The sequence below is a fragment of the Psychroflexus tropicus DSM 15496 genome, assembly GCF_000378765.1.
GTDB classification, from domain to species: Bacteria; Bacteroidota; Bacteroidia; order Flavobacteriales; family Flavobacteriaceae; genus Psychroflexus; species Psychroflexus tropicus.
Genome location: NZ_KB905342.1, coordinates 206,642 through 226,998, shown reverse-complemented (window position 1 = coordinate 226,998; position 20,357 = coordinate 206,642). Strand labels below are relative to the sequence as shown.

Genomic DNA, 20,357 nt, shown 5'->3' with positions numbered 1-20,357 from the left:
TTTACGATTTAGTTTCAAATCGAATAAGAAGTTTTTGCACACTATGGATACCAAATCACTTTTAAAGAAAGTAAGAAAAATCGAAATCAAAACGAGACGTTTGAGCGATCACGTTTTTGGTGGAGAATACCATTCTACTTTTAAAGGTCGAGGGATGACTTTTAGTGAAGTAAGAGCCTATCAATTCGGGGATGATGTAAGGTCGATAGATTGGAACGTAACTGCCCGTTATAATGAACCTTTTGTAAAAGTGTTTGAAGAAGAGCGGGAGCTCACTATGATGCTTCTTGTGGATATATCAGAATCTACTGCTTTCGGAACCAGAGAAACCTTCAAAAAGGATATCATCACCGAAATTGCAGCAACGCTGGCTTTCTCAGCAACCAAGAATAATGACAAAATTGGTTTGATGCTGTTTTCAGATCAAATAGAACTATACATTCCTCCTAAAAAAGGTAGGATGCATGTACTAAGAATTATTAGAGAGCTTATTGAGTTTCAGCCTTCCAATAAAACCACCAATTTGTCTAAAGCGTTTAGATACCTCATCGATATGATGAAGAAAAAAGCAATTGTTTTTGTGATGTCTGATTTTTTAACCGACGATTACGAACATACTTTGAAGATTTTAGGGCAAAAGCATGATGTGACGGGGATTAGGATTTATGATGAACGTGAAGAAAAGTTACCCAATCTAGGTATGGTGCAGATGAAAGACGCAGAAACCGGAAAATCGATGTGGGTGAATACTTCCAGCCGATCTACAAGGAATAACTATACAAAGTATTACAGAGAAAGAGTAGACTATTTTCAAAGAGCTTTCAAATTGAGTGGTTCTGGGATGTTAAGCACTCGAGTTGATGAAAATTACGTGGTTAAATTACTAGGGTATTTTAAATCTAGATAACTGATTAGAATGATAAGAAAACTACTTAGCTGTATACCTAAACTATCATCAAAAACCTATGTGTTCCTGATGATGTTCGTAGGCATTGGCTGTGGATATGCCCAACAAGTAAGTTTTGAAGTAGACAGGGACACGATTAAAATAGGCGAGCAGATTGATTATGTCATCAAAGTGGAAGAAGTCTCAGATACTGATCTTGTGACGTTCCCAAAAGATCAGACTTTTATTCCCTTAGAAATGGTAGAGGAGTATAAAATTGATACACTCAACCCACAGACCAAATCTTTTACTCTCACCAAGCTCTATAAACTTACACAATTTGATTCTGGAGCTTACACTGTTACGCCGCAGTTGGTAAAAATTAATGACAAAGCTTTTTATACAGATACGCTTAGGGTTAGGGTGAACGATGTTATTTTAGACACAGTCAACCAAAAGCTATATCCTATCAAACCTTCTATAGGGGTAGATAAGCCTTTTTCCCTTGGATCCTGGTTCTGGTGGTCTCTGTTGGCATTGGTTCTAATAGCTGCAGCTTCTTTATTATTCTTCAAATTGAAGAAAAAAAGCGACGAAGCCAAAAAAAGAATTCCACCTTATGAACAGGCTATAATCTCTTTGAAGGAACTTGATAAGTCAGAGGCTTTAGATAACCGAGATTTTAAGGAGTATATTTCTCAGCTAACTTATATTACCAGAAAGTATTTAGAGGAAAAAATAGACGTAAGAGCTCTAGAATATACCTCTAATGAATTGATAGCTGAGCTTAAATTTAAAAAAGAACACAAAAGCCTCTCGCTTAAAGAGGAAGTCATTCAAGAATACGACAAGGTTTTGAAACGTGCAGATTTAGCCAAATTCGCAAATAGAAAACCAGATCTAATCACTCTAAAATCTGACAGAAAGCAGGTAGAGAACTTCCTGAAACACGTTCAAAGTGCTATTCCTCAAATTACAGAGGAAGAAAAAAGAAAAGACAAAGCCTTTCAAGAAGCCCTCACTAAAAAGAGGAAGAAACAAAAATGGGCTGTCGGGATTATACTCGGCGTAATATTAGTAGCAGTGATTGGTACAGCTGTAGTGGCTACTAAAGGCTTTCAGTATGTGAAGGATAATATCGTTGGCAATCCTTCCAAAGAGTTATTAGAAGGAGACTGGATTACCAGTGAATACGGCTTCCCACCAGTAGGGATGACTACCCCAGAGGTTCTTGTTCGAGGAGAATTTAAGCTTGAAGAAAGTATTTCAGAAAATGTAGCTGATAAAGAAACCTACAGTTTTGGAACCTTATACCAAAGTATGTATGTGACCTTGAATCTAGTTCGGTTTAAAGAAGAACAAGAGGTTAATTTAGACGCTGTTGTAGAGGGAATTTACAGCAACCTCGAAAGTAAAGGAGCTTACAATATTATAACCAAAACAGAAGAGGTTGAAACTATTGGAGGAGTAAAAGGCACTAAAGTTTTTGGAAGCTTTTCTATTGAAAATCCTTTAACCAAGGAGGATATCAAAAAGGAATACCAGATTTTAAATTTTGGTAGAGGTGGATTTCAGCAAATTGTTATTTTCCATGATCGTGACGATGAGTACGGTGAGAAAATCACCAACCGAATCATAAACGCTGTTGAATTTAAAAAGGCGGGGCAATGATGTTTGAAAACTTTACTTTCGAAAATCCAAGTTGGTTTTGGCTGTTGCTCGCCATTCCATTAGCTATTTTTTGGTATTGGAATAAAAGAGGAAAGCAAACGGCAACTTTAAAAATATCGAGTACAAAAGGCTTCACCAAAAGCCCTTTAGCACAACTTAGACCTTTATTATTCATCTTAAAAATGTTGGCCTTAGTGTTCTTAATTATTGCTATGGCAAGACCCAGAACCGTAGATGTCACCACAAAAGTGAAAAAAACCGAAGGGATAGATATAATTATGGCGGTTGATATTTCTGCAAGTATGCTCGCCAGAGACTTACAACCTAACCGACTAGAAGCTTTGAAGGAGGTCGCTAATGATTTTGTGGTGGGAAGACCAAACGATAGAATTGGGTTGGTGATTTATGCCGGAGAAAGTTATACAAAAACACCTCTTACCAGCGATAAATCCATAATCATCAATGCAATTAATGATCTTCAGTACACTCAGGATATACAGGGAGGAACAGCTATTGGCATGGGACTGGCCACTTCTGTGAATAAGCTGAAAAACAGCAAAGCAGAAAGCAAAGTCATCATTCTATTAACAGATGGAGAAAACAATGCTGGATTTATAGACCCGGCAACGGCAACACAGTTAGCAACAGAATACGATATTAAAACCTATACGATTGGTGTAGGAAGTAATGGCATGGCGTTATCGCCTGTGGGGATAAAGCCCAATGGACAGTTTCAGTACAGAAACACCGAAGTTAAAATAGATGAAGATTTGCTCAAGACTATCGCTCAAAGTAATGGAGGAAAATATTTTAGAGCAACCGATAACGAGAAATTTCAATCGATTTATGAAGAAATTGATGCTTTGGAAAAAACAGAAATTGAGGAGTTCAAATTCTATAACTATGGAGAAAAGTATCGACTTTTTCTCTTGATAGCTGCAGGATTATTATTCGTAGAATTTTTACTTAAATACACACTTTTTAGAAGCTTTGTATAGATGTTTATAATAGAAGAACAGGTTTATTTTTGGGGATTTCTGGTACTGCCAGTATTGCTGGTCTTGTTCTTGATTTATGTGTTTTGGAAGAGAAAAACCCAACAGAAATTTGCGGAACGTCGTCTTTTCAAAAAGTTAGCCCCAGATCAATCTACCTTCAAATCTAATTTGAAGTTCATAATTTTGGCTCTTGCGTTTGCTTGTTTCGTAATGGCTCTGGTCAATCCTAAATTGGGAACCAAGATGGAAACGGTAAAGCGTGAAGGTGTAGACATCGTCTTTGCGTTGGATGTTTCTAAAAGTATGTTGGCAGAGGATATTGCCCCCAATCGTTTAGAGAAATCAAAACGAATCATAACTGAAATCATCAATAATCTCACCTCAGATCGAATTGGATTAGTAGGTTATGCTGGTAGTGCATTTCCTCAAGTGCCAATTACTACAGATTACTCTACCACAAAAACTTTTTTGCAGAGTATGAACACCGATATGGTCTCCAGCCAAGGAACGGCGATCTCTCAGGCTATTGATTTGGCTAAATCTTACTATAACGATAGTGACCAAACCAATAAAGTGTTGATTATTCTATCTGAAGGTGAGGACCACGATGGAAATGCTGAAGCCATGGCTGAGCAGGCAGCTGATGAAGGGATTAGAATATTTACCATTGGGGTAGGAACAGAACGAGGAGATCCTATACCTATAAAAACCAACGGCAGAATACAGTCTTATTTGAAAAATGATGCCGGAGAAACTGTTATCACCAAAAAAGACGCTAAAACCCTGACTGAGATTTCTGAAATTGGAAATGGTGCTTATATTGACGGTAGTAACACTTCTGATGCTGTGGAACAAGTGCTAAACGAGCTACAAAAAATTGAAAAAACAGAATTTGAGGCTAAACAATTTGCAGATTTTAAGAGTAAATATCAGTGGTTTTTAGGTTTTGGTATATTTTTGGTATTGGTAGATGTGTTGTTACTAGAAAGAAAAACGGCTTGGGTAAGACGATTGAATTTATTTAATGAGCGAAAGAAAGATGAAGATTAGAAAAAACTACGTTTTGATTGTTGTTTTGATGTTCGTAGCGGTTCAAGTTGCCGCACAAAACATCACTGATGCCCCTAAAAAGGCAAAGGCTCTCCTAGCTGAAGCTGAGTCTCCAGAACTCGATTTTGCTTCTTCCGAAGCTAAGATCAGAGAAGCTAAAGCTATAGATCAGAATAATTCTGACATCAGCTATAATTTTGGAAACTTGTACATCAAAAACAATGAGTTAGAATCGGCGAGATTGCGTCTTGTAGAATCTATAGAGAGTACAGAGGATAAATCCTTAAAGCACAAAAGTTACCATAACCTCGGTAATATTTTAATGGAAGAAGAACAGTATCAAATGGCAGTGAATGCCTATAAAGATGCCTTAAGAAATAATCCAACAGATGAGGAAACCCGTTATAACCTTGCTTATGCTAAGTCTAAGTTAGAAAAGGAAAAGAACGACGATAGTAAAGATGGGGATGATAATAAGGACAAAAACAAGGACGAGAAAGAAGATGAAAGTAAAAATAACAAAGAGGAGGGAGAGAATGAGGATAAGGAGAAAGACGATAAAAATAAGGACCAGGAAGATGATAATGGAGATCAAAATGAAAATGAAGACGATCAAAAAGATGAGCAGGGAAATAAAGATCAGCAGGAGAAAGAACAGGAAGGTGATGGAGGCGATCAAGAAAAACAACAACCTCAGCAACCTAAAAATAAAAAAGGACAGATCTCTCCAGAGCAGATTAAGCGTTTGCTAGAAGCGATTGAGAATCAGGAAAAAGATGTTCAGGAAAAACTAAATGCTCAAAAAGCAAAAGGTCAAAAATCTAAAACAGGAAAAGACTGGTAAAATGAGAAAGCTTATTTTTTTATTGGTTTTTCTTTGCGGCTTATCCTCATTGGCTCAAGTGTCGTTTACCGCAGAAGCCAGCCGATCTAAACTAGGAATCAATGAACGGCTAAAAGTACAATTTAAAGTGGATGCCAATGGTGATAACTTTAGACCACCTTCTTTCAATGGTCTGAGTTTGATAGGTGGGCCAAGTCAATCTTTCTCAGAACAATATATAAATGGTAAAAGCTCCTTTCAAAAATCTTACACTTATTTTTTTCAACCTGAAAAACGAGGTAAAATCACTATTGGTCAGGCCGAGATTACAGTAGAAGGGCAGGTGTATAAAACATCACCTATAGAAATTGAAGTCACTGCTGCTGTAGATCAGCCCAACCAGTCTAGAGCAGTAGCAGAAGCAGGTAGTGGTATTCATTTGGTAGCCGAAGTGAGCAAATCCAATCCTTACGTAAACGAAGGGATTTATGTGGTGTATAAGTTGTTTTTGAGCCCAACAGTTAATATTAGAAACTGGAGGCCATTAGACGATCCCAAATTTGAGGGCTTCTGGAGTCAAAATATTGATATTGAAAGACTGGAACTTAAAGAAGGAGAGTTTGGAGGTCAACCTTACCGTTATGTAGAGTTACGCAAAACCGTGCTTTACCCTCAAAAAACAGGCGAACTAAAGATTGAACCTTTATCTATATCTGTTTCAGTAGAAGTCCCTACGGATAAACGTGATTTCTTTGGTAGACGTTTGTATGACATCGTAGAAAAAAATTATTCTGCCAAAACGAGAACTATAGACGTTAAACCTCTACCTATAGCTGGAAAGCCAGATGATTTTTCTGGGGCTGTAGGGGAATTTGAATTTAAAGTTAAGACTAATAAAAATGAACTGGACGCTCAAACCTCTTTAGAATTAACAACTGAAGTAAAGGGTCGTGGAAATCTAAAACTTTTCAATCTTCCTAAGATCCAGACGCCTTCATCTTTCGAAGTCTACGAGCCAGAGCGCAAAGAAAACGTGAGGACATCCAGCTTAGGAATGCGAGGTAGCTTGTCTGAGACTTATACGGTCATTCCAGAATTTAAAGGTGACTATGTAGTTCAGCCCAATACCTTTACTTACTTCAACCCTAGAACGGAAACTTACGAAACCCTTAAATCTGAACCTATAGCCATTAAAGTGAATTCGGATCCAGAACGGCCAGCAGAAAGCCAGGTAGCGTCATCAGATAGGGATGATGCAAATCGCAATGTTATTTCTTCAAAAAATAACTTCAATTATATCAAATTGAATACCGATTTAAAACCAAAAGATCAGTCTCGGTTTTTTCAATCCCCTGTGTACTGGACTTTATTTTTTCTACCATTCTTGAGCATTCCTTTCATGTTGATTTTTGGAAAGGTGAAAAGCAGAGAGACAGATCAGACACAAATTCAACTTAAGAGAGCAAATAAACTGGCCAAACGTTACCTGTCTGAAGCCAAGAAAAACATTGGAGATTCCAAAATGTTTTATGAATCCCTAGAACGTGCTCTACACAACTATATGAAGGCAAGGCTTAAAATTCAAACCCTGGACATGCAGAAGGATAAGATAAGAGAATTACTAATGTCTAAAGGAGTTTCTAGTGAAACCATTTCGGAGTTCCTGGAGATTCTAAAAAGTTGTGAATTTGCAAGGTACACGCCGACAGTTACAGCAGATATGCAAAAAGATTATCAAAGGGCAGCTAAAGTGATTTCTGAAATTGATAAAGAGGTAAAATGATGAAATTATTAATTTATACTTTTGTTCTGTTACTCAGTTTCATGGGAACTTCTCAGGAAGGAGATGTATTTGAGCAAGCCAATTCGGCCTACGCAGATGATGATTTTGAGCAGTCTATAAAACTCTATAATTCTATTTTAGAGAAAGGCTTGGTATCTTCAGAATTGTATTTCAATCTTGGCAACGCTTACATGAAAGTCAATGATTTGGCAAATGCCATTTACCATTATGAAAAAGCACTGCAATACAATCCCTCAGATCCAGATATAAAAGAAAATCTTGCTATAGCGAACACCCAAACTATCGATAAGGTTAAAGATGCCCCAGAATCTAATCTGAAAAGCCTAGTACATACAATTACTCATGTTATGCAACTAAAGTCCTGGGCCTGGTTAAGTATCTTTTTCTCAGTGCTATTTGGAATTTTCATAGTCATGTATTTCAGATCCAGCACTGTAAGGGGGAAGCGCCGACAGTTTTCGTTTTCTATCGTATTTCTTGTATTAAGTCTTGCTAGTTTTATGTTTGCAAAGTTTCAGAATCAGTTGCAACAAGATCAAAACTACGCGATTATCTTCGAAAATCAACTTCCAGTTCTTGTGGAACCTAATCCAAGAAGTGATGTCAATTTCGAACTCAATAAAGGAACAAAAGTCAGTTTAGGATCTACGTTTAGAGATTACACAGAAATAGAGCTTTCAGATGGATCTGAAGGCTGGGTAAAAACATCTGCTTTTAAAAAATTATAGGATCCTGATTATTCTTATGAAGTAAGGCTTACCAATTCACTATCTTCCAATAGCTCTTGAAAGGAAGGTAATAAGGTTGCAGTTAACTCTCTTAGAATAGACACAATAACGGAATCTTCCAGCTTCGTTTCTGCAATAAATCTTCCATTGGTATTGACATACTCAAAGAGGAGCAGTAAAATGATTAAAAACAGAGCTGTTTTTATAACACCAAAAATAGCTCCAAAAATTTTGTTGATCAATCCCAAAGCTATACTGTTAATGATGGTAGTGAGAAGTTTAGCTAGGATAGAAACCAGAATCAATACTAACACAAACATGGCAAAAAAACCAAGAATTTCTACGGTAGAGGCAGACCAGTCTGTCCATCCTTCGATGTAGTGCTCGGCTAAATAGCCATAAGATAAACCGGCATAGATACCTAGTAAGAGGGCTAAGATTCCAGAAAGCTCAATTATAAATCCCTTTTGAAAGCCTCTTAAAAATCCAATAAGGAGAAAAACACCGAGGACAATATCTAATACATTCATGGTATCAAATATAAACATTTCGGCTAAAGCAATTACCTTTGCCACATGAGAGATGAGTTACTAAAAACACGCTGGGAAACCCTCCAAATTAAACTGTCTGATAGATTTGCAGACGGTGAATTAATGGATCTGGATGCCATCATATATCTAGTTGGAGTACAGGAACTTGGTCAGCCTCAAGCCAAATTCAAGAAAGACGATAAAGTGAACTTGATGCACATTGCTATTTGTACACTGTTGGAGCCTTACGGATTTTATGAGTTTGACTATATAGACAATGATGGGTGGCCGCATTTTAAGAATGTATCCAAATTACCAGCCCTAAAAGCGGGTGAACAAACGGTATTGATGAAAGAAGCTTTGGTAAATTACTTCCTAAAACGCGAGTATATAGAATAGAGGGTAATTCTTACTTATTATAAGTAGGAAACGACCTATTTTTTCTAAATTTGCCAATTCATTTTACTAAAGCCATGATAGATAAGATAAAGGGATATATCGATGAGGTTGAACGTTTTACAACAGATAAAGTTGAAGATGTTGAACAATTCAGAATTCAGTTTTTAGGAAAAAAAGGAATTTTGAACCAGTTTTTTGCTGAATTCAAGAATGTTCCTAACGAGCAGAAGAAGGAATTTGGTCAAACTATCAATCAGCTTAAAGAATCTGCTCAAAACAAGGTAGATCAACTGAAATCAGAAATCGCTTCCCAAGTAGAGGATAGGGGTATTTATGGAGACCTTACCAGACCAGGAGAACCTTTAGAAATTGGTTCAAGACATCCTATATCTTTGGTCAAAAACAGGATTACAGAAATATTTTCTAACATTGGCTTCAATGTGTCTGAAGGTCCAGAAATAGAAGACGACTGGCATAATTTTACGGCGCTTAATTTACCAGAATACCATCCTGCCAGAGATATGCAGGATACATTTTTTATACAGACCAATCCCGAAGATATTTTATTGAGAACGCATACTTCAAGTGTTCAGGTGCGTTATATGGAGAATAATAAGCCGCCTATAAGAACCATTTCTCCAGGGCGAGTGTTTAGAAATGAAGATATTTCTGCAAGATCTCACTGTATTTTCCATCAGGTGGAAGGTTTGTATATCGATAAAAATGTGTCTTTTAAAGACTTAAAGCAGACTTTGATTTATTTTACCAAAGAACTTTTTGGTAAGTCTAAAATCAGATTGAGACCCTCTTATTTTCCATTTACAGAACCTAGTGCAGAAGTAGATATCTATTGGGGGCTAGAAACAGAAACGGACTACAGAATCACCAAAGGAACGGGCTGGCTTGAGATTATGGGTTGTGGTATGGTAGATCCCAACGTACTTACCAATTGCAATATTGACCCGAAAGTATATAGTGGTTTCGCTTTTGGTATGGGTATTGAACGCATCGCGATGCTGTTATACCAAATAGGAGATATCCGTATGTTTTATGAAAACGATGTACGTTTCTTAGAGCAATTTAAATCTGCCTTTTAAGCTAATGCCATTAAGATTTCATTTCATGGAATTCGATGTTTATAATGTTTTAGCATCGAGCCTCTAGATTCTTCGAGATCTAAATGGTTCTCGGCTTAAGTTTATCCAGAGCAAGGTCGAAGGACTCGAACTTGAAACAAGATTTTGATAATAAATTATTTAAATAAAGACTTTATTGGTGGCGCAGCCGAGACAATTTCGTTCAATCAACACCTATAGATTTAATCAAACAATGGGACATGAAGAAAGACATCGATAAACAAATTCCTGAAGTTGAAAACGTTCATGTAGTAGCTGCTTTTGAGCATAATACTACATTTAAAGTGGATGAGTGGACAATCTATATCATTAATGAAAATCCAGAGGCCCTAGAGACTGTTCTTATAGTTTCTAAAGGTGAGAGTAAAACGAAAACCACTTCAGTCTTAAGAAAGAAATTAGATGTACTTCCGTCCATGGCTTTTGCAAAATTGGAGTTCCTCCACGATGATGTTCTTCAAGTCGATAATATTTTTCAAGTGACTTATTTCCTCGACGGAAAATTGATGCACAAAGACTTTAAGTTTCCAAAAGGAAGTTTAAAATCTAAAAACTTGAAAAGTCTACCCTTGCTGAGCTTAAAAGGAGTCGTTGCCAAGTAACTTTATTCTGGCTCCAGGGGCTCTTTCTTGACCTTTTTAATATTCATGAGCACAATAGAGGATAAGATCAAAAGTATGCCAATCCATTTATAGATGTTTTGATCTTCACCCAACACAAAATAGCCCATGAGTACTGCTACGGGAAGTTCTATAGAAGAAATGATAGCTCCTATACCTACGTTTATTTTGGGCATACCCGCCGTAAAAAACAGAGGAGGAAGAATAGTACCAAATAAAGCTAGAACAGGTCCCCAGAATGTAAATATTCCAAAATCCATGTAGTCGATCAATTCGGGCAGCGTAATTGCAGAAACGACCATAAGGCCCCCAAACATCATCCATTTGCTTCGAGTAATAGGGTGATATTGTATCCCTACACTATTGGATGTCATGATGGTGACGGTATAAGACAGGGCAGCAAGAATCCCATAGCCAATACCAATTAATTCTACGTGTTGCTCTTCAAGTAAAAGGTCGGCGGCCAATACGGTTCCAATCAAAATGAGAATGACTGATACAATTTTTAGTTTAGTAGGCCTTACCTTATTGATGATACTGTCCAGAACAACTCCAATCCATACGCTTTGCATTAAGAGTACGATTCCAACAGATACTGTGATATATTGCACGGCCAGATAATAGAATATACTAGTAAACCCCAAAGATGTGCCAGCCAGAACAAGGTAGAAAATAGTCTTTCTTCTCTTTTTAGGATTTGTAATTGGTGGAGTTTTCTTTTTTAGAAACAGATTTAAAATCACCAGAGCTAAATACCCAATTAAGATTTGTGCAAAAGTAACTTCATAGGCAGTATAGTGTTCTTCGTAAGCCAGCTTAACAAAGGTGGTGAGTAAACCATAACAAGAGGCTCCAAGGGCAACAAATAAGCCGCCTTTTAAGATTGAATTCATAGGTATTAATTGAGCTTATCTGCTAATTTGGCGAAGATTTTCTTAGGGTTTTTATTTTCGTATAAAACCTTATATACTGCATTGATGATGGGCGTTTTAGGTTTTTTATCACCAAAGGAATTACTGATTTCGTAAGCAGAATTGGTCGCATAATAACCTTCTGCAACCATACTCATTTCCATTTGAGCACTTTTAACGGTGTAGCCTTTACCAATCATATTTCCAAAATAGCGATTACGACTAAACACAGAGTAACCTGTCACCAATAAATCTCCAAGGTAGGCGGAATCGTTGATATTGCGTTTCATCTTAAAGCGCTTTTTAATGAAGCGTTTCATTTCTCTTATGGCGTTACTCATAAGCACACTTTGGAAGTTGTCTCCATAACCCAATCCATGAGCAATACCTGCTGCAATGGCATATATATTTTTTAAAACGGCTGCATACTCTGTCCCAATAATATCTTCAGAAACATTGCATTTGATGTATTCACTGCTTAAATGCTGGGCTAGGGTATTGGCATGGCCTTCATTGGCACAGGCTATAGTTAAGTAAGATAAACGCTCAAGGGCTACTTCTTCGGCGTGGCAAGGTCCTGTAATGACTCCAATTCGTTCAAAAGGTATATTGTATTTATGATGAAAATGCTCTCCGACCAGCAGTTGTGATTCTGGTACAATGCCTTTTATAGCACTAAAGATGATTTTATCTGAAATATCTACAGTCATCTTTTCGAGCTCGTTCATTAAAAAGGCAGAAGGCACCACAAAGATTAAAAAATCTGATTCCTGAATCACCTGGTTTATATTGTCTGATAGCCTGAGCTGCTTAGGATCAAACTCAACTGCACTGAGATAATTAGGATTGTGATACTCCTTTTCTATATGATCTATGACTTCCTTGTTTCTCATGTACCAATTGACTTGAGGAACGTTTTCACAAAGCATTTTTACAATTGCAGTAGCCCAACTGCCACCACCAATAACACCAAAGCTTGGATTAGGATTTGTCATTCTCTTTTTCTTTTAATTCAATTTAAGCAAATAATGTATAGTTTTTCAAAGCTTTATAGAATCATATCTTTTCGCATCCCGATTAACAAAGCTTTAAATAAGAGTAATAAACTTCTGAAAGGTTTAATTCACTTATTTGTAAAAATTCATCTCATCGATATATTCCCAGACTTTATGCTGAAGAAGTGGCCTTATGTTCTTGCCAGTTTTAATCATCTTTCTAATTAAAGTTGAAGAAATCTCCATCACTGGGGTGTCTGTCAGATGAATCTTTGTGTTATTTTTAAATTGCTGAGGGATCTCAACTTTAGTGATCCTGGGGCAGATATAGAGATCATGATGGTCTAAAATAGTTTCATAATTCTTCCATTTATGAAAACTCACCAGATTATCTTCCCCCATAATTAAGGCAAAGGCTTTTTCAGGATAGGTATCTCTAAGCTCAGCCAGGGTTTTAGAGGTATAGTTGGGCTGAGGTAATTTAAATTCTACATCGCATGGTTTTAATTTGCTGTAGTCTTCTGTGCCTCTGTAAACCAGCTCCAGTCTGTGATGATTTTCCAGCAGATTGTTTTTCTTTTTGAAAGGACTTTGTGGAGTAATGACCAGCCAGATTTCATCAAGTTCTGTGTGCTCTGCCAGATGATTGGCAATTACCAGGTGCCCGATGTGAAAAGGATTAAACGTCCCAAAGTATAGCCCTACCTTACGCATATCTAGTTAATAAATTGTTTGACCAACTGATGAGCTTCCTCTAGTGCTTTATCCAGGTTTTCGTTGACGATGATATGGTCAAACTGTGGTGCTGTAGCCATCTCGATAGAGGCTTTGGCAACCCGCATAGCGATGCGGTCTTCGGATTCTGTTTTTCGCTTTTTGAGCCTGATTTTCAGCTCTTCGATACTTGGCGGTTCTACAAATACAGCTAATGTACGGTCGGGATATATTCTCTTGATATCGAGACCACCAACCACGTCGATGTCAAAAACGACATGCTTACCCATAGCCCAAATCCGTTCGACTTCAGCATTGAGAGTACCATAAAAATTATCTTTGTACACTTCTTCCCATTCCAGGAAATCGTCATTTTTGATATGGTTTTTGAACTCCTTAAGGTCCATAAAGTAATAGTCCTTACCATCCACTTCGTTCTCTCTTGGAGCTCTGGAGGTTGCTGAAATAGAAAATTCCAGATTAAGATCTTCCTGCTTTAATAAATGCCTTACAATAGTTGTTTTTCCTGAACCTGAGGGTGCTGAAAATACGATTAACTTACCTTGATTTGAATCACTCATCTTTACAATACGTTGAGAAGTTGTTCCTTAATTTTTTCCAGTTCATCTTTCATTTGTACCACAGCTTTTTGCATTGGTGCAAAATTGGACTTGCTTCCAATAGTATTGATTTCCCTTCCGATTTCCTGACAGATAAAATTCAATTTTTTTCCATTAGAATCTGGAGAGTTTAAGGCTTTCAGAAAATAGTTTAAATGGTTATCTAGTCTGGTCTTTTCTTCGGTGATATCGTATTTTTCTATGTAATAAACCAGTTCTTGTTCAAAGCGATTTTCGTCTACCTTTTCTTTTAGCTCTTCAACTCCTTTCCTCAATCTTTCCCGAACCTGCTTGATACGCTCTGGATCAATCGCCTTGACTTCAGAAAGCAAGTCTGTTAAGTTAGCGATGCGTAATTCAAAATCGGTTTTCAAGACCTCACCCTCATCAGTTCTAAAGCTGTTGATCTGTTCTAAAGCTAGGTCTAGTACCTTATAAACAGCTTCAGCATCTTCTTGTTCTAGCTCATTTTTTTCAGAACTTAACGCGTTTGGTAACGTCATGGCTATCTGCAGTAAACGGTTATCATCACCCTTGTTGGCAGAGGGGAACTTCTGTAGCTGTTTGAGATAACTTTCTACAACAGCAGTATTTATTGTTGCAGTGCTTTCTTCATCATGTTTCTCTATTTGAATCGATAAGTCAATTTTTCCACGACCAAGTTGCTGCGACAGTTTGTTACGAATTGGTAATTCTAACTCTCTTAGCTCTGAAGGCATTCTCACATTGGCATCTACATTTTTACTGTTGAGAGATTTGATTTCAGCTGTAAATGTTTTTCCGGCAATTTCGACTTTGCTTTTGCCGTAACCGGTCATGGATTGAATCATATCTGTGTTGTCTTAAAAGATTCTGCAAATGTAGCAAATCCAAGAGGAACATGACTATCAACTTAGCGGTTAGCTTAAGGTCTACTGCTTTATTTGTTGTAATTTCGCTGTTAGAAAAGCTAAATTGATCTGATGAAATATTACATCATTGCTGGCGAGGCTTCCGGAGACCTCCATGCTTCCAATTTGATGCAGGCCTTACTTGAAAAAGATCCTGAGGCAGACTTTAGATTTTGGGGTGGAGACCTCATGGCTGCTGTTGGAGGTATTCTAGTAAAACATTATAAGGACCTTGCCTTTATGGGGTTCTGGGAAGTCATTACTAACCTCAAAACCATTTTTAAAAACATTACTTTTTGTAAAGAAGACATCGCAGCTTATAATCCTGACGCTATCATTTTTATAGATTATCCAGGCTTCAATATGCGTATTGCGAAGTGGGCTAAAGCAAATAGCTATGCTACTCACTATTATATATCACCTCAGATTTGGGCCTGGAAAGAGAACAGGATTCATGCAATCAAAAGAGATGTAGACCATATGTATGTGATTCTTCCTTTTGAAAAGGATTTCTACGAGGATAAGCATAATTTTAAAGTGCATTTTGTTGGCCATCCGCTATTAGATCAAATTGAAAAGCGAACTGAAATTAGTTTTAAAGATTTCAAAACCAAACATCAACTCGAGGATAAACCTATCATTGCCTTGTTGCCAGGAAGCCGGCAGCAAGAAATTTCAAAGATGCTTGCGGTTATGTTATCGGTAGTTAGTGATTATCCTGATTATCAATTTGTCATAGCGGGTGCTCCAAGCCAGGAAGAAGCCTTTTATGAATCGATTATTTCCAGTTTACCAGCTAAGGTGAAACTCATTCAAAACGATACTTATGATTTATTGAGCAAATCTCACGCAGCTTTGGTGACTTCCGGAACGGCTACTTTGGAAACAGCCTTATTCAACGTACCCGAAGTGGTGTGCTATAAAGGGAATTTAATATCCTACTGGATCGCAAAACAAATAGTGAAACTGGACTTCATTTCGCTCGTTAACCTCATTATGGATAGAGAAGTCGTTAAAGAGTTGATTCAGAATGAATTTAACACGAAGCAACTTGAGATAGAGCTGGATAAAATTCTTCAGCCAGACGGTCGAGAGAAAATGCTTGAGGACTACAAAGCTTTAAAAACTAAGCTCGGTGGTGTTGGAGCTAGCCAAAAAACTGCCGAATTGATCCTGAAAAGTGTTCAAAGCCATCTTAAATAATCTTCATCTGGCTAATTTACTTTCCATTTGCACAGATAAAACACTAAAATAAATCCTCTTTAATTATCCGTTGTAGGCAACCACATTATTGATTTTGCCCTGTAGCATTTCTTTAAGCATGGTCTCGATGCCATTTTTTAAAGTAATCGTAGAAGAAGGACATCCACTGCAGGCGCCTTGTAAAATAACTTCTACATCTTTAGAGTCCTTGTTGTAAGATTTAAAAACGATATTACCACCATCACTGGCTACTGCTGGCTTTACATACTCTTCAAGGATTTGTACGATTTCCTTGGAAACCTCATCTAAATTAGAAGTATCAATTTTTGGAGCAGAAGATTCTTCGGTTTGCTTAGTGGAAACAGAACCTGTTTTCAAAATAGGTCCACCTTCTTCGACATAGGCTTTGATGAAACTTCTCAGCTCGTTGGTGATCATATCCCACTCTGCCATATCGTATTTATTTATGGAGATGTAGTTTTCGTCCATGAATATTTCTTTGACGAATGGAAAGTGAAATAGCTTTTCGGCAAGAGGCGAGCGTTCGGTTTCATCAATGCTTTTGAACTCAGCAGACTCCAATACAAGCTTTTTATTGGCTACAAACTTCATCACTGAGGGATTGGGGGTACTTTCAGCATAAACGGTAACAGGAACCTTTTTGGTAGATTTTGCCTCCTCTTCATTTACAACTTTACCACCTTCGTTAAGGTGCTTAAGCATTTGTTCAGCCACTTCATCCTGTACATCTTCCCATTCCACAATATTAAAACGCTCAATAGCAATAAAGTTTTGTGAAATATACACTGTCTTCACGAAAGGCAAATAAAACAATTGAGAAGCAATAGGAGAGTTGGCAGCTTCTTCAATATTATGGTATTCATGACCTTTTTGTTTAGTTAGAAATTCATTGAATTCAAACTTTAGTATAGAAGGTTTATTGGTTGGCTTTATTTCTACAGTGTAATTGGACATAATGCAATTATTTTTTGCAAAATTACAAAACAATTGTCAAGCAGTATTGGTTTTGAGGTTCTCTTAGGATATTTATCTTTACTTCAATTCATCTTAAAATCAGGAAGTATTAGACTAATCTTATGAAGAAAAGGCTTTTAAATCTTATATTTGATATTCATTAGTTAAGATTTTGTTTTTTGAATTTTATCAAGTTTTCTTTCTCATACAATAGGCTATTTAAAATCCTGAGTTTTGTAATAATGATGATTGTGACAAAGCTCTCGTTTTCTCAGGGCTTGAGTTTACCTATCTATTCTGATTACTTGACCGATAATTACTACCTGGTTCATCCGTCCATGGCTGGAGCTTCCAATTTTAACAAAGCAAGACTTACAGCAAGACAGCAATGGTTTGATGTGGAGGATGCTCCTAGTCTACAAACTTTAAGTTTAAACGGGAGAATAAACGATAAAGTAGGTTTAGGAGGTATATTTTATAACGATTCCAATGGTCGATTTTCGCAACAAGCTGCTTATGCCACATTTGCTTACCATCTCATGTTTTCCAGGTCTACAGCAGATATCAACCAGCTTTCCTTTGGATTAAGTGCAGGTGTGCTACAAGATCGGCTAGATCAATCTGACTTAAATACCGTTGGGAATCCAGATCCAGCTATTGACGGTTCGCAACAATCTGAAACTTTATTCAATGTAGACCTGGGAGTTTCTTATTTCTTTTTAAACTTCTTTGCTCATGTTACATTCAAGAATATTTTGCCTCAGCAACGAAGAGTTTTTTCTGAAGTTTTTGAAACTAATAACCAACGCCAGTATCTGGCGTCTATTGGCTATACGATTAGTCCACTGGAATCACGCTGGTTATTTGAACCCTCAGTATTCTTTCAGCATAGGGAAGCTTTAAGTCAAACTAATATCGATTTAAATGCTAAGGCGTATTACCAGGTTGGAGTAGGGCAGGTCTGGGGTGGGATTTCCTATCGAAGAGCTCTGGACGGCATAGATTTTACTGCCCCTGGAGGTGAGGCTGAATCTCAAAACCTTCAGTACATTTCACCCTTTTTAGGATTTAACTATAATCGGTTTATGGTTGCTTACACCTATTCCCACCAGGCCTTTTCAGAAGTAATTTCTACCAGTGGCTTTCATCAAATTACTTTAGGTTATGATTTTGGAGAAAATAGGAAACGATATAAATGCAACTGCCCTGCCGTCAATTACTAAAACTCTTTTTTTGTAACTGAGATGTTTTCAAGATCGGGCACTAAGTTTCTAATGTGAGCTGTATTTTCAATATTGGTGAAGATTCTTATGAGGCCCTTTTTTCTGGAAGTATTTAAAATCTTGTTTTTCTTTAATACAGATTTAGTCTGTTTCGCCACTGCAAATCCAGAGTCAATAATTGTTATATGTTCTGGTAGTAGAATTTTCAGTTGCGGAATGATATAAGGGTAATGTGTGCAGCCCAACACAAGGTAATCTATTTCACTATCTTTAAAAGGCTTGAGTTGCTCACTGAGTTCAGATATAAATTTTTCATCGGTCGTCCATCCCCCTTCAACCGCTTCTACTATGCCTCGCCCAACCACTTCTTTAACATTGATATCCTTGGCATAGGTTTGTGAGGTTTTCTTAAACAATTCACTACTCAAAGTACCTTCAGTGGCTAACACACCAATTCTTTTAACTTCAGAACTCGATGCTGCTGGTTTAATGGCGGGTTCTATCCCTATAAACGGCAACTGATAATGTGATCTCAAATATGAAATGGCATTGGTTGTTGCGGTATTACAGGCTACTACAATCAACTTGGCATTATAGCTTAAAGCCAGATCGGTGTTTTTGACACTGAGTTGAATAATTTCTTCTGGTGACTTCTCCCCGTAAGGTGCATTTTTACTATCTGCTAAGTAAATAAAGTCTTCATAGGGTAATAAGTCAACAAGTTCCTTCAATATGGAAGTGCCGCCTACGCCAGAATCAAATAAAACTATAGGTTGTTGGGACATAATAAAAAAAAGACCATCACAAAGATGGTCTTTTTGTATGAATTATAATGAATGTTATTCTCCTATCGCAGCTTTTGCATCTGCCATTAGATTGTATCCATCTGCCATTAATACGCCTGCTCCAAGTGAAGAATCCAGTACATAATCATAACCTTTAGCTCTTGCTACTTCTTGGATAACTGTTCTAGCTCTTTCCAAGACCGGTCTCATTAATTCTTCCTGTTTCTTTTGAAGATCTTCAGAAGCAGTTTGTCTGTACTCTTGGATAGACTGTTGCATTTCCTGAAGTTCCATTGCTCTTTTTTGGTTTTCTTCTTCCGTTTTAGTGCTTGCTTCACGCTGATAACGCTCGTTAGTTTTTTGAGCCTCTTTCAAAAGATCATCAATTTCTTTACGATATGTCTTTTCACGTTGCTCTAGCTCCGTCATAGCAGATTTATAACTCGGTAAATTTTGTACAAACTCTTGTGAGTTAATATGTGCCACTTTAGATTGTGCATTTGTGCTTGCCATCAATCCAAAAGTCAATACCAAGGCTACTACAATTGTTTTTAGAGTTTTCATTTCTTAATTTTAGTTTAGTGATTATAATTAATTATTTTCTCTCGCGTTTTTTATAGAGTCTCGTTCTCTTTGTCGTTCTTCTCTTTGTTTTAATATTCGAGCTCTTCGCTCTTCAAATTGTCTTTGTCTGGCATCACGAAGCGAATCCCTCTTACGTTGTCTTTCTTCGATAAGTGCTTCTCTTTCATTTTTCTGTTCTTCTTCTTTGAGTGCCTTTTCTTCTTTTTTCAGTTCTTCATCTTTTGCTTTCTCAACCGATTTATAGTCCTCTACTTCCTCAAGTACATCTGCAGTATCTTTTTTTGCTCCTCTCGAATTCCTATTGATTAATTTTAAAATGACTTCACTAATATCATGCCTTCTTGCTGAAAACAAAAGTAAAGCATCTGCAGAATTTTCAAAAATAAAATCATAATCTCTATCCTGTCCTAATTCCTGGATAGCATTAAAAATCTGATCTTGAATAGGCTGTATCAATTGTCTTTTTTGAACTATAAAATCTCCAGAAACACCAAAACGCTGATTTCTAAACTCAAGTAATTGATTCTCCAGAAAGCTGATTTCATCTTCCATATCCTGAACTAAATCAGAAGTAAGCAACGGTCTTTCATTTTCTAATTCCGCTTTAAGCCTATCAATTTCATTTTGTTTACTTTCTATTTCTGTACGCCATTGCTGAGCTTTAGCATTGAGTTGACTTGAAGCTTGTCTATATTCAGGTAGATTATCCAAAATATAATCCATATCTACATAGGCAATTTTTAAACCAGCCTGACCGAAGCCAGAGAATGTAATTAAGCTAAGAAATAAAACGTACTGAAATAGTTTCATG

22 protein-coding genes are annotated in these 20,357 nt (G+C 37.0%); 12 read left to right on the top strand and 10 right to left on the bottom strand.

Features of this window, described 5'->3' with window-relative positions:
* The first annotated feature begins 43 nt into the window (after nt 1–43).
* From F598_RS0100935 to F598_RS0100905, 7 genes are read left to right on the top strand one after another with little or no spacing between them, the layout of a single operon-like run.
* The gene (locus tag F598_RS0100935; protein ID WP_019037131.1) at nt 44–907 is read left to right on the top strand and encodes a DUF58 domain-containing protein; all 864 of its coding nucleotides are present in this window, start codon (nt 44–46) and stop codon (nt 905–907) included.
* 9 nt (nt 908–916) lie between these two features.
* Nucleotides 917–2,557, top strand: a complete 1,641-nt coding sequence (locus F598_RS0100930) for a hypothetical protein (RefSeq protein ID WP_019037130.1) — start codon at nt 917–919, stop codon at nt 2,555–2,557.
* Entirely contained in the window at nt 2,557–3,555 is a 999-nt protein-coding gene (locus tag F598_RS0100925) for a vWA domain-containing protein (protein ID WP_019037129.1), read from the top strand. The genes F598_RS0100930 and F598_RS0100925 overlap by 1 nt, the downstream gene beginning before the upstream one ends.
* Nucleotides 3,556–4,605, top strand: a complete 1,050-nt coding sequence (locus tag F598_RS0100920) for a VWA domain-containing protein (RefSeq protein ID WP_019037128.1) — start codon at nt 3,556–3,558, stop codon at nt 4,603–4,605.
* The gene (locus F598_RS0100915) at nt 4,580–5,449 is read left to right on the top strand and encodes a tetratricopeptide repeat protein (protein ID WP_157594924.1); all 870 of its coding nucleotides are present in this window, start codon (nt 4,580–4,582) and stop codon (nt 5,447–5,449) included. The genes F598_RS0100920 and F598_RS0100915 overlap by 26 nt, the downstream gene beginning before the upstream one ends.
* A 1-nt stretch (nt 5,450) precedes the next feature.
* On the top strand, nt 5,451–7,211 hold the full coding sequence (locus F598_RS0100910) for a BatD family protein (RefSeq protein ID WP_026302431.1): 1,761 nt from the start codon (nt 5,451–5,453) through the stop codon (nt 7,209–7,211).
* Entirely contained in the window at nt 7,208–7,960 is a 753-nt protein-coding gene (locus F598_RS0100905) for a tetratricopeptide repeat protein (RefSeq protein WP_245539733.1), read from the top strand. Before F598_RS0100910 ends, F598_RS0100905 begins: the two co-directional genes overlap by 4 nt.
* Before the next feature lie 14 nt (nt 7,961–7,974).
* Here F598_RS0100905 and F598_RS0100900 read toward each other — a convergent pair whose 3' ends face one another.
* On the bottom strand, nt 7,975–8,535 hold the full coding sequence (locus F598_RS0100900) for a CvpA family protein (protein ID WP_019037124.1): 561 nt from the start codon (nt 8,533–8,535) through the stop codon (nt 7,975–7,977).
* On the opposite strand from F598_RS0100900, the gene F598_RS0100895 reads away from it, so the two are divergent.
* From F598_RS0100895 to F598_RS0100885, 3 genes are all read left to right on the top strand, one after another.
* The gene (locus F598_RS0100895; protein ID WP_019037123.1) at nt 8,536–8,889 is read left to right on the top strand and encodes a hypothetical protein; all 354 of its coding nucleotides are present in this window, start codon (nt 8,536–8,538) and stop codon (nt 8,887–8,889) included.
* Between the two features lie 74 nt (nt 8,890–8,963).
* Complete coding sequence (gene pheS / locus F598_RS0100890; protein ID WP_019037122.1) at nt 8,964–9,986, top strand: phenylalanine--tRNA ligase subunit alpha; 1,023 nt, start codon at nt 8,964–8,966, stop codon at nt 9,984–9,986.
* Between the two features lie 239 nt (nt 9,987–10,225).
* Entirely contained in the window at nt 10,226–10,627 is a 402-nt protein-coding gene (locus F598_RS0100885) for a hypothetical protein (protein WP_019037121.1), read from the top strand.
* A gap of 2 nt (nt 10,628–10,629) precedes the next feature.
* On the opposite strand, the gene F598_RS0100880 is transcribed toward F598_RS0100885, so the two are convergent.
* From F598_RS0100880 to F598_RS0100860, 5 genes are all read right to left on the bottom strand, one after another.
* Complete coding sequence (locus F598_RS0100880) at nt 10,630–11,538, bottom strand: EamA family transporter (RefSeq protein ID WP_019037120.1); 909 nt, start codon at nt 11,536–11,538, stop codon at nt 10,630–10,632.
* Between the two features lie 5 nt (nt 11,539–11,543).
* Nucleotides 11,544–12,551 (bottom strand): NAD(P)H-dependent glycerol-3-phosphate dehydrogenase, encoded by a 1,008-nt coding sequence (locus F598_RS0100875; protein WP_019037119.1) that lies wholly within the window; start codon nt 12,549–12,551, stop codon nt 11,544–11,546.
* A gap of 132 nt (nt 12,552–12,683) precedes the next feature.
* Nucleotides 12,684–13,265, bottom strand: a complete 582-nt coding sequence (gene nadD, locus F598_RS0100870; protein WP_019037118.1) for a nicotinate (nicotinamide) nucleotide adenylyltransferase — start codon at nt 13,263–13,265, stop codon at nt 12,684–12,686.
* Nucleotides 13,266–13,267: 2 nt separating this feature from the next.
* On the bottom strand, nt 13,268–13,846 hold the full coding sequence (gmk, locus tag F598_RS0100865) for a guanylate kinase (RefSeq protein WP_019037117.1): 579 nt from the start codon (nt 13,844–13,846) through the stop codon (nt 13,268–13,270).
* A gap of 2 nt (nt 13,847–13,848) precedes the next feature.
* Entirely contained in the window at nt 13,849–14,715 is an 867-nt protein-coding gene (locus F598_RS0100860) for a YicC/YloC family endoribonuclease (RefSeq protein ID WP_019037116.1), read from the bottom strand.
* Nucleotides 14,716–14,847: 132 nt separating this feature from the next.
* On the opposite strand from F598_RS0100860, the gene lpxB reads away from it, so the two are divergent.
* Nucleotides 14,848–15,978, top strand: a complete 1,131-nt coding sequence (gene lpxB, locus F598_RS0100855) for a lipid-A-disaccharide synthase (RefSeq protein ID WP_019037115.1) — start codon at nt 14,848–14,850, stop codon at nt 15,976–15,978.
* A gap of 63 nt (nt 15,979–16,041) precedes the next feature.
* Here the strand turns inward: lpxB and F598_RS0100850 are convergent, their stop codons facing one another.
* The gene (locus tag F598_RS0100850; protein ID WP_019037114.1) at nt 16,042–16,953 is read right to left on the bottom strand and encodes a NifU family protein; all 912 of its coding nucleotides are present in this window, start codon (nt 16,951–16,953) and stop codon (nt 16,042–16,044) included.
* Nucleotides 16,954–17,132: 179 nt separating this feature from the next.
* Between F598_RS0100850 and F598_RS0100845 the strand changes: the two genes are divergently transcribed.
* Entirely contained in the window at nt 17,133–18,176 is a 1,044-nt protein-coding gene (locus F598_RS0100845) for a PorP/SprF family type IX secretion system membrane protein (protein ID WP_083925426.1), read from the top strand.
* Here the strand turns inward: F598_RS0100845 and murI are convergent.
* From murI to F598_RS0100830, 3 genes are read right to left on the bottom strand one after another with little or no spacing between them, the layout of a single operon-like run.
* Nucleotides 18,173–18,961 carry a glutamate racemase gene (gene murI, locus F598_RS0100840; RefSeq protein WP_019037112.1) on the bottom strand — a complete coding sequence of 263 codons (789 nt, stop codon included), beginning with the start codon at nt 18,959–18,961 and terminating at the stop codon, nt 18,173–18,175. The genes F598_RS0100845 and murI overlap by 4 nt on opposite strands.
* Nucleotides 18,962–19,015: 54 nt before the next feature.
* Nucleotides 19,016–19,525, bottom strand: a complete 510-nt coding sequence (locus F598_RS0100835) for an OmpH/Skp family outer membrane protein (RefSeq protein ID WP_019037111.1) — start codon at nt 19,523–19,525, stop codon at nt 19,016–19,018.
* 27 nt (nt 19,526–19,552) lie between these two features.
* Nucleotides 19,553–20,356, bottom strand: coding sequence for an OmpH/Skp family outer membrane protein (locus tag F598_RS0100830; RefSeq protein ID WP_019037110.1), 804 nt, complete (start codon nt 20,354–20,356; stop codon nt 19,553–19,555).
* Nucleotide 20,357: the final 1 nt, after the last annotated feature.

What these genes read in the sequence shown, in the direction of transcription:
- F598_RS0100930 (WP_019037130.1), top strand. Translation starts at nt 917, where the DNA reads ATGATAAGAAAACTACTTAGCTGTATACCTAAACTATCATCAAAAACC.
- F598_RS0100920 (WP_019037128.1), top strand. Translation starts at nt 3,556, where the DNA reads ATGTTTATAATAGAAGAACAGGTTTATTTTTGGGGATTTCTGGTACTG.
- nadD (WP_019037118.1), bottom strand. Translation starts at nt 13,265, where the DNA reads ATGCGTAAGGTAGGGCTATACTTTGGGACGTTTAATCCTTTTCACATC.
- F598_RS0100850 (WP_019037114.1), bottom strand. Translation starts at nt 16,953, where the DNA reads ATGTCCAATTACACTGTAGAAATAAAGCCAACCAATAAACCTTCTATA.
- F598_RS0100935 (WP_019037131.1), top strand. Translation starts at nt 44, where the DNA reads ATGGATACCAAATCACTTTTAAAGAAAGTAAGAAAAATCGAAATCAAA.
- F598_RS0100875 (WP_019037119.1), bottom strand. Translation starts at nt 12,551, where the DNA reads ATGACAAATCCTAATCCAAGCTTTGGTGTTATTGGTGGTGGCAGTTGG.
- murI (WP_019037112.1), bottom strand. Translation starts at nt 18,961, where the DNA reads ATGTCCCAACAACCTATAGTTTTATTTGATTCTGGCGTAGGCGGCACT.
- F598_RS0100860 (WP_019037116.1), bottom strand. Translation starts at nt 14,715, where the DNA reads ATGATTCAATCCATGACCGGTTACGGCAAAAGCAAAGTCGAAATTGCC.
- F598_RS0100895 (WP_019037123.1), top strand. Translation starts at nt 8,536, where the DNA reads ATGAGAGATGAGTTACTAAAAACACGCTGGGAAACCCTCCAAATTAAA.
- gmk (WP_019037117.1), bottom strand. Translation starts at nt 13,846, where the DNA reads ATGAGTGATTCAAATCAAGGTAAGTTAATCGTATTTTCAGCACCCTCA.
- F598_RS0100910 (WP_026302431.1), top strand. Translation starts at nt 5,451, where the DNA reads ATGAGAAAGCTTATTTTTTTATTGGTTTTTCTTTGCGGCTTATCCTCA.
- F598_RS0100905 (WP_245539733.1), top strand. Translation starts at nt 7,208, where the DNA reads ATGATGAAATTATTAATTTATACTTTTGTTCTGTTACTCAGTTTCATG.
- lpxB (WP_019037115.1), top strand. Translation starts at nt 14,848, where the DNA reads ATGAAATATTACATCATTGCTGGCGAGGCTTCCGGAGACCTCCATGCT.
- F598_RS0100835 (WP_019037111.1), bottom strand. Translation starts at nt 19,525, where the DNA reads ATGAAAACTCTAAAAACAATTGTAGTAGCCTTGGTATTGACTTTTGGA.
- F598_RS0100925 (WP_019037129.1), top strand. Translation starts at nt 2,557, where the DNA reads ATGTTTGAAAACTTTACTTTCGAAAATCCAAGTTGGTTTTGGCTGTTG.
- F598_RS0100880 (WP_019037120.1), bottom strand. Translation starts at nt 11,538, where the DNA reads ATGAATTCAATCTTAAAAGGCGGCTTATTTGTTGCCCTTGGAGCCTCT.
- F598_RS0100830 (WP_019037110.1), bottom strand. Translation starts at nt 20,356, where the DNA reads ATGAAACTATTTCAGTACGTTTTATTTCTTAGCTTAATTACATTCTCT.
- pheS (WP_019037122.1), top strand. Translation starts at nt 8,964, where the DNA reads ATGATAGATAAGATAAAGGGATATATCGATGAGGTTGAACGTTTTACA.
- F598_RS0100915 (WP_157594924.1), top strand. Translation starts at nt 4,580, where the DNA reads ATGAGCGAAAGAAAGATGAAGATTAGAAAAAACTACGTTTTGATTGTT.
- F598_RS0100885 (WP_019037121.1), top strand. Translation starts at nt 10,226, where the DNA reads ATGAAGAAAGACATCGATAAACAAATTCCTGAAGTTGAAAACGTTCAT.